The organism is Nocardia seriolae NBRC 15557 (assembly GCF_007990715.1).
Classification (GTDB): Bacteria; Actinomycetota; Actinomycetes; order Mycobacteriales; family Mycobacteriaceae; genus Nocardia; species Nocardia seriolae.
Genome location: NZ_BJWY01000192.1, coordinates 1 through 8,801 on the forward strand (window position 1 = coordinate 1; position 8,801 = coordinate 8,801).

General features: G+C 69.3%; 8 protein-coding genes and 1 pseudogene. 5 read left to right on the forward strand and 4 right to left on the reverse strand.

What is annotated here, in order from left to right; all coding sequences use genetic code 11:
* The first annotated feature begins 113 nt into the window (after positions 1-113).
* Both NS2_RS33990 and NS2_RS33995 read left to right on the forward strand, forming a co-directional pair.
* Positions 114-950 carry a hypothetical protein gene (locus NS2_RS33990; protein ID WP_071811695.1) on the forward strand — a complete coding sequence of 279 codons (837 nt, stop codon included), beginning with the start codon at positions 114-116 and terminating at the stop codon, positions 948-950.
* A 32-nt stretch (positions 951-982) separates the two neighbouring features.
* A complete protein-coding gene (locus tag NS2_RS33995; protein WP_033091414.1) occupies positions 983-1,387 on the forward strand; it encodes a hypothetical protein in 405 nt (134 codons plus the stop codon).
* Between the two features lie 16 nt (positions 1,388-1,403).
* On the opposite strand, the gene NS2_RS34000 is transcribed toward NS2_RS33995, so the two are convergent.
* On the reverse strand, positions 1,404-2,216 hold the full coding sequence (locus tag NS2_RS34000; protein WP_033091415.1) for an SAM-dependent methyltransferase: 813 nt from the start codon (positions 2,214-2,216) through the stop codon (positions 1,404-1,406).
* A gap of 172 nt (positions 2,217-2,388) precedes the next feature.
* Between NS2_RS34000 and NS2_RS34005 the strand changes: the two genes are divergently transcribed.
* Positions 2,389-3,501 carry a cytochrome P450 gene (locus NS2_RS34005; protein ID WP_228102476.1) on the forward strand — a complete coding sequence of 371 codons (1,113 nt, stop codon included), beginning with the start codon at positions 2,389-2,391 and terminating at the stop codon, positions 3,499-3,501.
* On the opposite strand, the gene NS2_RS34010 is transcribed toward NS2_RS34005, so the two are convergent.
* Positions 3,488-4,195, reverse strand: coding sequence for a phosphatase PAP2 family protein (locus NS2_RS34010; protein ID WP_052087049.1), 708 nt, complete (start codon positions 4,193-4,195; stop codon positions 3,488-3,490). The two genes, NS2_RS34005 and NS2_RS34010, sit on opposite strands and share 14 nt — an antisense overlap.
* Positions 4,196-4,277: 82 nt before the next feature.
* Between NS2_RS34010 and NS2_RS34015 the strand changes: the two genes are divergently transcribed.
* Positions 4,278-5,000 (forward strand): response regulator transcription factor, encoded by a 723-nt coding sequence (locus NS2_RS34015; RefSeq protein WP_045440227.1) that lies wholly within the window; start codon positions 4,278-4,280, stop codon positions 4,998-5,000.
* Here the strand turns inward: NS2_RS34015 and NS2_RS34020 are convergent.
* Positions 4,914-6,341 carry a sensor histidine kinase gene (locus tag NS2_RS34020; protein ID WP_173850105.1) on the reverse strand — a complete coding sequence of 476 codons (1,428 nt, stop codon included), beginning with the start codon at positions 6,339-6,341 and terminating at the stop codon, positions 4,914-4,916. The genes NS2_RS34015 and NS2_RS34020 overlap by 87 nt on opposite strands.
* A 58-nt stretch (positions 6,342-6,399) precedes the next feature.
* On the opposite strand from NS2_RS34020, the gene NS2_RS34025 reads away from it, so the two are divergent.
* The gene (locus tag NS2_RS34025; RefSeq protein WP_062614401.1) at positions 6,400-7,005 is read left to right on the forward strand and encodes a class I SAM-dependent methyltransferase; all 606 of its coding nucleotides are present in this window, start codon (positions 6,400-6,402) and stop codon (positions 7,003-7,005) included.
* 4 nt (positions 7,006-7,009) lie between these two features.
* On the opposite strand, the pseudogene NS2_RS34030 reads toward NS2_RS34025, so the two are convergent.
* Positions 7,010-8,317, reverse strand: a pseudogene (locus NS2_RS34030) (condensation domain-containing protein); the annotation flags it as partial.
* Between the last annotated feature and the right edge of the window lie 484 nt (positions 8,318-8,801).

Below are 8,801 nucleotides of genomic sequence, written 5' to 3' on the forward strand. Positions count from 1 at the left end.
GGGTTCGAAGCGATTCACCGTCGAAATATCAACCAGGCGTGCAACTTTCGCATTCGAATGACTCTGGCTGCGATACGCCTGTTTCGCCATGCCTATTTCCCAGGCGTTCGAGCATGACTACGGGAGCAATCGCCGGACCGGGGCGACTGCTGGCGCTGGGCCGAGAATCCGCGAGGGAGTTGGTCCAGGAATTGGCACAGGCCGCGGTCACCACGCGTACCGGGGTGCTGCGGGTGACCGGGGAGCCGGGCGGGGACCTCCATGTCGTCCACGGGCTGGTGGTCACGGTGGATTCGCCCGGCGCGCCCGGGGTGCGCGAATTGCTCGCGCGCCCCGGGCGCACCACCACGGGAGCGGCCGAATTGGAGGTCGTGGCCATGATGGCCGCGATCGACGGCTGCTTCGCGATCGCCTCGGGCTGGATCGGCAGCTGCTTCTGGCAGGCCGATCCACCCGAAAACGCAAGCCCGCCCGAGGATCCGGTGTGCCGGGTGCCCGGCATCGAACCCGGGTGGCTGCTGCACGAGACCGAACGGCGGCTGTGCGCGCTCGCCCAGGGGCGGGTGTCGCCGCATCGCAATCATCTGCGACTCACCGAGCGCGGGCGGCTGCTGCTGAGCGGGCCGGGCAGCGGTGAGCGCCGCGAGATCCTGCTGTGGGCCAATGGCAGGCGCAGCTGCCGCGATATCTCGATGCTGTTGTGCCGCAGCCTGTATGCGGTCACAGTCGAGGTGGCCCGGATGCTCGAGGACGATCTGCTGGCCATCGTGCCGGTGGAAGCCGCCGTGCCGGCGCTGGAGTCCGATTGCGGAGCGTCCGGCCGCTCCCTGCTGCCGCGCCGGCGCCGGGGCGCCAGCGGTATCAACGACATGCTCCCGCCCCGGCCACCCCAGCCCGCGCTGCGCGGCCAGCGAACCCTTACCCCGAGAAGAACAGAGAGGACGCAATGAACACATCGAGCGGAGCCGGCGGATCCGGGAGTATGACCGACCGGGTCGCGACCCTGGTCAAGGTGCTGCGGTCGGAAGTGCCCGAATGCATTGCCGCGGGCGCCATCGACATGGCGACCGGCATGCTGCTGTCGGTCGAGACCGTCGACAATCATCCCTCGGAGGTGCTGGATCTGCTGGCCGCGGCCACCTTGGAGCTGTTCCAGGGCCGGAATGTGGTGATGATCGAGAACATCTGGAAGGAGCGGCGCGGAATCCGGTTGGAGCGCCACTACTTCCAGGAGATCCTGGTGAACAGCGACAACCTGACCCACCTGTTCGTGCGCACCGAGAGCCGCGAGGACGTGGTCGTGGTGGTGGTGTGCCGCAAGTCGGTCAATGTCGGCATGCTCTTCGCGCAGGCCCGCCGGGTGCTCAAGGACGTCGGCAGGCTCTAGGGAACATCGGCCAACTCTAGGGAATCCGCGCCACCCCGCTCAGCATGCTGACCGCCTCTGGGCGGGGATGGGGCCGGTATTCCTCGGGCCGCCACAGCGTCACCGCGGTGATGCCCGGCGGCACCAGGGTGAAACCGTCGAAGAACTTGGCGAATTCGGCATTGGAGCGCAGCCGGAAGGGTACGCCACTGCGCAGGTTGGCCTCGGTGGTGCGGGCCAGATCCTCCTCGTCCAGATAGTCGCCGGTGGCGTGCGACATGACCAGGAAGCTGCCGGGGGCCAGCGGCTCGGTGAGTTGTCGGATCAGCTCGTAGGGGTGATTGTCGTCGGTCATGAAGTGCATGACGGCCACCACCATGAGCGCGACCGGCTTGCTCAGGTCGAGGGTGGCCAGCAGGTCCGGGTGCTCGAGAATGCGTCGCGGCTCGCGCAGATCGGCGTCGAGATAGGTGGTCCGGCCCCCCGGGGAACTGTTGAGCAGGTCGCGGGCGTGCATCAGCACGATCGGATCGTTGTCGACGTAGACGATGCGGGAGTCGGGGGCGATGCCCTGCGCGATCTCGTGCACATTGCCCGCGGTGGGCAGGCCGGTGCCGATATCCAGGAACTGGCGGATGCCCGCCTCGGCGGTCAGGTACGCGGTGGCACGGCGCAGGAAGTTGCGGTTCTCCACCGCGGCCAGCTGCACGGTCGGGAACGCCTCGGCCACCGCGTCGGCGGATTCCCGGTCGGCGGCGAAATTGTCCTTGCCGCCCAGCCAGTAGTCGTACCGGCGGGCCGGGTGCGGCTTGGTGGTGTCTATCCGCTCGGCCGCTGAATCCGAGTTCACAACGCTCCCAATTCTTTTCGGCTACTGTCAGACAGTGTCAGCTCCAGTTGCGGACCGGTTGCGGCATGCCCCGCGCCCGCTCCGTGGCCCTGCCGGAAGGTTCGTCATGCAGTTGCGCTACAGCCCATACGACTTCGATGCCCATGCCGATCCGTACCCTTACTATGCCAGGTTGCGTAGTGAGGCCCCGGTTTACCGCAATGACACCGATGACTTCTGGGCTCTCTCGCGCCACGCCGACGTCCAGGCCGCACTCCGCGATTCCGACCGTTTCTCCAGCAAGAACGGCCTGCGCATGGAACCCGCCTTCTGGGGACCGCAGGCCGAGCGCTTCTTCTCCTTCGTCGCCATGGACCCGCCCAAGCACACCCGGCTGCGCGGTCTGGTGACGCGCGCGTTCACTGCGCACCGGGTGCAGTCGCTGGCGCCGCGGCTGCGCGAGATCGCGGTCGGCATGCTCGAACCGCTGCTGGCGCGCGGCAGTTTCGACCTCATGGCCGAGTTTGCCGGGCCGTTTCCGACCGAGGTGATCTCCGAACTGGTCGGTGTGCCCGAGGGTGATCGCGACATGCTGCGCAAGCTCGGCATGGAGATCATGTACACCGATGAGGAGTCCACCGATCTGCGGCCCGAGGCCATGCAGGCCATCGGCGCGCTGGTCGGGTACTACACCGAATTGACCATCGAGCGCAGTAGGTCGCGGCAGGAGGATCTGCTCTCCGGTCTGCTCGACGCCGCCGACGGCGACGACCGGCTCACCCCCGAGGAGATCGTCGGCGTCCTCATCCTGCTGATCGGCGCGGGCATCGAGACCAGCATGCTCACCCTGGGCAATGCCTGGCATGCGGCCTGGCTGCACCCGGAGCAGCGCCGCCTGGTCCTCGACGGCCGCATCGACGACTGGATCGACGAGGCCATGCGCTGGGATCCGGCCACCCAGGCCCAATTGCGCACGGCCACCGAGGAAATCGAGCTGCACGGGGTGACCATTCCCGCCGAGGGGCGGGTGCTGCTGATCACCGGTGCGGCCAATCGGGATCCGGAGGTGTTCGAGGATCCGGACACCTTCGATCTGGATCGGGACACCTCCGGTTCGCTGGTCTTCGGCAGCGGGCGGCACCACTGCCTGGGCTCGAACCTGGCGCTGCTGGAACTGCGGACGGCGCTGGGCGAGATCGCCTCCCGGGTGGCCGATTTCGAGGTGGACGAGGCGGCGTGCAAGCGCATCCACGCCTCCAACAACCGGGGGTTCGCGAGCCTGCCGACCACGGTCACGTTGCGCTGAGCCGCCGGGCGGTCGCGCCGTAGATCGCCGGGCGCAGCGTCAGGCACGCCGACAGCCAGCAGGCCCCGGCCAGCCAACCGGCCAGGACGTCGGTGGCCCAGTGCACACCCAGGTACAGGCGGGACAGGCCGACGGCCAGCACGAAGATCGTCGCGATCGCGATCGTGGCGATCTTCCCCAGCCGCTGCCACTCCGGCACGGCGACCGCCACCAGCATCCCGGCCACCACGGTCGAGCCCAGGGCATGGCCGGAGGGATACGAGTGATTGGTCTCGATCACCAGATGGTCGATCACCGGGGGCCGGTCGCGGCCGATCAGCAGCTTGCCGAAGTAGGTGAGCGCGCCCGCGCCGAGCGCGGCGACCGCGATCAGGACCGCCTGCGCCCAGTACCGCTTCCAGGCCAGCACCGCGCACGCCAGGATCGAATAGATCGCGACCGAGGTGGTGTCCCCGGCCGCGCTGATCGCCTTCGCCAGCCCGGTCCAGGTTTCGGTGCGATGCTCGATGAACCATTGCAGCCAGGCCGAATCCGGTCCGGCCGGGCCGTCGTACCAGACCACCACGCAGGTCAGGACGAGGAGGGCCGCCGCCAGTGCCGCGGTGACGAGCACGCCGGGAAGCAGATGATCGGGGAGCCGGGGTGACCGTTTCGTGGTGGCTGATTCCTTCTGCGCGGGCGGGATGGACAGCATCCCCCGAGATTGCCACGGTATCGCTGAGAGAACGTTGAGAGCCGGGTCTCGGGCGGATCGGACGGTCGGGCATGCTGATGCCGTGCGGGTGCTGGTGGTGGAGGACGAACAGCGGCTGGCGCGGACCATTCAGCGCGGGCTCGAGCTTGAGGGATTCGTGGTGCAGCTCGCCCACACCGGGACCGACGGGCTGCACGCCGCGGCCGAGGACGACTTCGACGTGATCGTGCTCGACATCATGCTGCCCGGACTCAGCGGGTACGAGGTGCTGCGGCGGCTGCGCGCCCGGGACGTGTCGACGCCGGTGCTCATGCTGACCGCCAAGGACGGCGAATATGAGCAGGCCGACGCGCTGGACCTGGGTGCGGACGACTATCTGACCAAACCCTTCTCGTTCGTGGTGCTCATCGCCCGATTGCGCGCGCTGGCGCGCCGTCGCGCGCCGCAGCAGCCGGCGCTGCTGTCGGCGGGCGATCTGGTGCTGGATCCGGCGCGGCGCACGGTGCGGCGCGGCGGGACCTCGCTCACCCTCACCCCGCGCGAGTTCGGTCTGCTGGAATTCCTGTTGCGGCACAAGGGATTGGCGCTCACCAAGATCGAGATCCTGCGCAATGTGTGGGACGCCCACTACGACGGGCCGGAGAACGTCGTCGAGGTCTATATCGGGTACCTGCGCAAGAAGATCGACGCGCCGTTCGGCGGCAGCAGCATCGAGACGCTACGGGGCGTCGGGTACCGGATGATCGACCCCGAGTGGTCCGGCGGTGGGCAGCGCGATGACGAATCGGGCTCCACCCCACGGTGATTCACCGATCGTGATCGAACCGCCGTGTGCGGCCACGATTTCGGTGACGATGGCCAGGCCCAGCCCGGATCCACCCGTGGCGCGGGAGCGATCGGCCTCCAGACGCACGAACCGGCCGAAGACGCGCTCGCGATCGGTGACCGGGATGCCCGGACCGTCATCGTCGACGATCACGCGCGCGGTGTCGCCGTCGAGCCCGACCGTCACGGCCACCGTGGTCCGGGCGTGGGCCGCGGCGTTGTCGACGATATTGCGCAGTGCCCGAGCCAGTTTGGGCGCATCACCCTGAATCCGCACCGCGTGCAGCTCGGACCGCACCGTCAATCCGCCCCGCGCCCGCAGGGCCGTCACCTGCTCGGCGGCCAGATCGTCGAGATCCACATCGCCGCCGCGCACTTCGAGCCCGCTCTCGTCGGCCGCCGCCAGGGTCAGCAGGTCCTCGATCAGATGTCGCATGCGTTCGGTCTCGGGAAGCAGTGTGCCGCCGCTCAATTCGGCATCCAGGGCCTCCGGTCGGTCCCTTGCCAGCTCCAGCGCCGCCGTGACCGCAGCCAGCGGGCTGCGCAACTCGTGCGAGGCATCCCCGACGAAGCGGCGTTGCGCCGCGTGCCCGGCCTCGATGCGGGCCAGCATGTCGTTCATGGTCTCGGCCAGCCGCGCGATCTCGTCCCGCGTCACCGGCACCGGCACCCGCTCCGACAACCCCGCCGCCCCGATGCCCGCCACCCGGCTGCGGATCTCCTCCACCGACCGCAGCGAACGCCCGACCAGCAGGTAGGTGGCCAGTGCGGCGGCCGCTACGACCAGCGGCCCGCCCACCGCGACCAGTGCGGCGACCCGTTTCACGGCGTGCTCGGCCGATTCGCTGTCACCCGCGACCAGAATGCCGTACCGGCCCTCGGGCGTGGCTACCGTGCGCGCGGATACCCGCAGGTCCTCGTCGTAGGCGGAGGTCGCCCGCAGCCCGGTCGCCCGCTCGGCCGGTGCGGTCGGATCCAGCAGCGGCGCCGGATCCAGCAGTGGCGTCGACAGTTTCGCGTTCGACTCCCGCGCGATCCGGCCCCGTGGGTCGAGCACCTGCACCGCCCCGATCTGCCCGGTCGCCTCGAACAGCGGGTCCGGCAGCTGCGCGACCGAATTCCGGCTCAGCTCATCGGCGATCGCATCGGCCCGGGTCGCGGCCTCGGTGTCGATCTCCCGCAGCAGTGACCGATTCAGCAGGCCGAGCATGGCTGCCGCGGCGATGAGCAGCACCGCCCCGACGGTCAGCGCCGCCGCGACGGCCGACCGAATCCGCAGCCCCCACCGCGCGGGCCGCAACCATTCCCGGATCCGATTCACGTACCCATCATGGGGCACCGCCGCGTGTGAGCCACGCAAGCGTCGCCGGATCGACCAGGTGTGCCGGGTCGCCCCGGCCGCCTTCGCGAATCCGGACACCTTCCGGGGTGCTGCGCAGCCTGCCGCCGAGACCTCCGTCGCGCCGGATTCCCGGGGCCGCGGGAGGTCAGCTCTTCGTCTCGCCTTGCAGCAGGCCGCGATTGACGAGGCCGAGGACCCGGGCGAGGACGCGTTCGACGACGGTGTTTTCGATGTCGTCTTCAGCCAGCACGTGCAGATGAACACCGCCGACAAGGACGCCATGTACCGGGAGGCGTATCGGGTGCTGGATACCGGTGGCCTGCTTGCCATCTGGGATATCACCGCGGCAGGCGACACCGCGCCCCGCTACCCGTTGCCCTGGGCGGATACACCCGCGCAGAGCCGTCTGGTGTCCTCGGCGGACCTGCGCGCCGTGCTCGAGGGCTCGGGCTTCGCCATCGATCACTGGGACGATCTCACCGAGCAAGCCGCCACGATCATGCGGATGGTGCTCGACGCGCCGCCGAATCCCGTTGGCCTGCATGCCTTCGTCCCGGACTTCGCGACGAAGGCCGAGCACCTCACGTCGGGCCTGGCGGCGGGCACGCTGCGCGCCGTACGAGGGATCGCCCGCAGGTCCTGACCGCTCAGCGCGTGCGCTGGGACCGGCGGGTGCGGTGCCGCGGCTCGGGCTGCAACAGCGGCGCGACCGGACCCGAATAGCCGTCGGCCAGCAATTCGACCATGGCGCTGAAGGTTTCGACGAAGCGGGCGGCGGTGCCGCGATCGAAGCGGGCGATCGGATACAGGAACGGGCCGGTGATGCCGGTGGGCGCTCCGGTGTGGTCGTAGTTCTCGGTGAGGCCGAATTCCAGATCGTGCTTGGCGCGGACCACACCGATCGGAAAGTCGGTGATGGACATCCCGGCGGGACCGGCGGCTGCCGGCGGTGCGGCGTCGGCGCGCTGCAGGATGAGGGTGGCCTGGAACAGCGGATGATCCGGGTCCTGCGGCAGGCAGCGCAGCAGCCGCGGATTGGACGTGTCCGGATTCGCGAAGGCGGCCAGGGCGACCCGCCGCACCTGGTCGATGAGATCGTTCATGTCGGCGGCGCGATCCACGCGAATGCGCAGCAGGACATCGTCGGCGAGATTGCCGACCAGGTCCGCGAGCTGCGGCTGATCGCGCCCGGAGACCGCGGTCGCCACGGTCACGTCCGGCGATTTCGCGAAGGCCGCGACGCTGATCGCGAAGGCGGTCTGCAACAGCATGAACAGGCTGGCGCCGCCGTGGCGGGCGCGGGCGAGCAGCCGCTGGTGCAGGGCGGCGTCGAAACGCAGCTGGATGAGGTCGCCGCGGGCATCCACCGGCGCGGAACGCGGCCTGTCGTAGGGCAATTCGAGCGGGGCGGGGCGGCCCACCAGATTGTTGGCCCAGTACCGCAGCTGAGTGCTGGCGCGACTGCCCGGATCGTCGAACGCGCCCAGGTACTCGTGCTTCCACAGCGTGTAGTCGATGTAGTCCACCGGCAGCGGTGTGAAGACCGGGGCCCGGCCCGCGCCGCGGGCCAGATAGGCGGTGACCAGATCGCGCATGAGCGGACCGACGGACGCGCCGTCCAGGGAGATGTGGTGGATGACCAGCGCCAGCACCACATCCCGGCTGCCCAGCCGGTAGATGCGCGCTCGGATCGGCAGCTCGGCCGTGAGATCGAAGGCGCGGCCCGAGAATTCGGCGATCCGCTCGGTCAGCTCGCCCGCGAAGCTGTCCACGACCGGCACGCCCACCCGGGTCACGTCGCCGCACATGACCATCTGGATCGGCCCGTCGGCGGTGGCCGGATAGAGGGTGCGCAGCGGTGCGTGCCGTCGCACCACATCGTCGATGGCGGCCTGCAGCGCGGTCACATTCACCACCGCGCCACGAATCCGGAAGGCGCGCGTGACGTTCCAGTCGGCGGATTGCCCGGCCGCGGCCGCGGCCTACATGCGCTCCTGCGCGGGTGCGAGGGGAATTCGTGGCGAGCGCGGCATCGGCCGCAGCGGCTCCGGCTCGTCCACGACTCGCAGGAATTCTGTTGTATCAGCGGATTTCCGCCGCTCGACCTGCCTTGTCCGGGCAGTAACCAGCCCGCCCATCGCCGCCGTCCTCTCAGCAGCCCCCGAACAACTGCCTCGCCGCTCGAGCGCCCGGCGGCGCCGTGAGACAACGATCCGGCATACCGTAGCAATGCCTTGGCAATTCCGCTCGGCGAGAAAGGAGACGCGTGCCACTCCGGCCGTCGATGGCCCTCACAGGCTCGGAAAACCTGCGGTCGGGCCGTGTCCCGGGCGCGCCGCTGGCACAATCGGGCACCCGGGGTTTCAATGTTGGCAACCCGATCGGTTGCAATGATGGCAAACCCGATCGGCACGGCCGAATCGACTCGGGGCCTAGTAC

Bases quoted from the DNA above. Each gene is read 5' to 3' on its own strand.
- NS2_RS33990 (WP_071811695.1), top strand. From the start codon at position 114: ATGACTACGGGAGCAATCGCCGGACCGGGGCGACTGCTGGCGCTGGGC.
- NS2_RS33995 (WP_033091414.1), top strand. From the start codon at position 983: ATGACCGACCGGGTCGCGACCCTGGTCAAGGTGCTGCGGTCGGAAGTG.
- NS2_RS34010 (WP_052087049.1), bottom strand. From the start codon at position 4,195: ATGCTGTCCATCCCGCCCGCGCAGAAGGAATCAGCCACCACGAAACGG.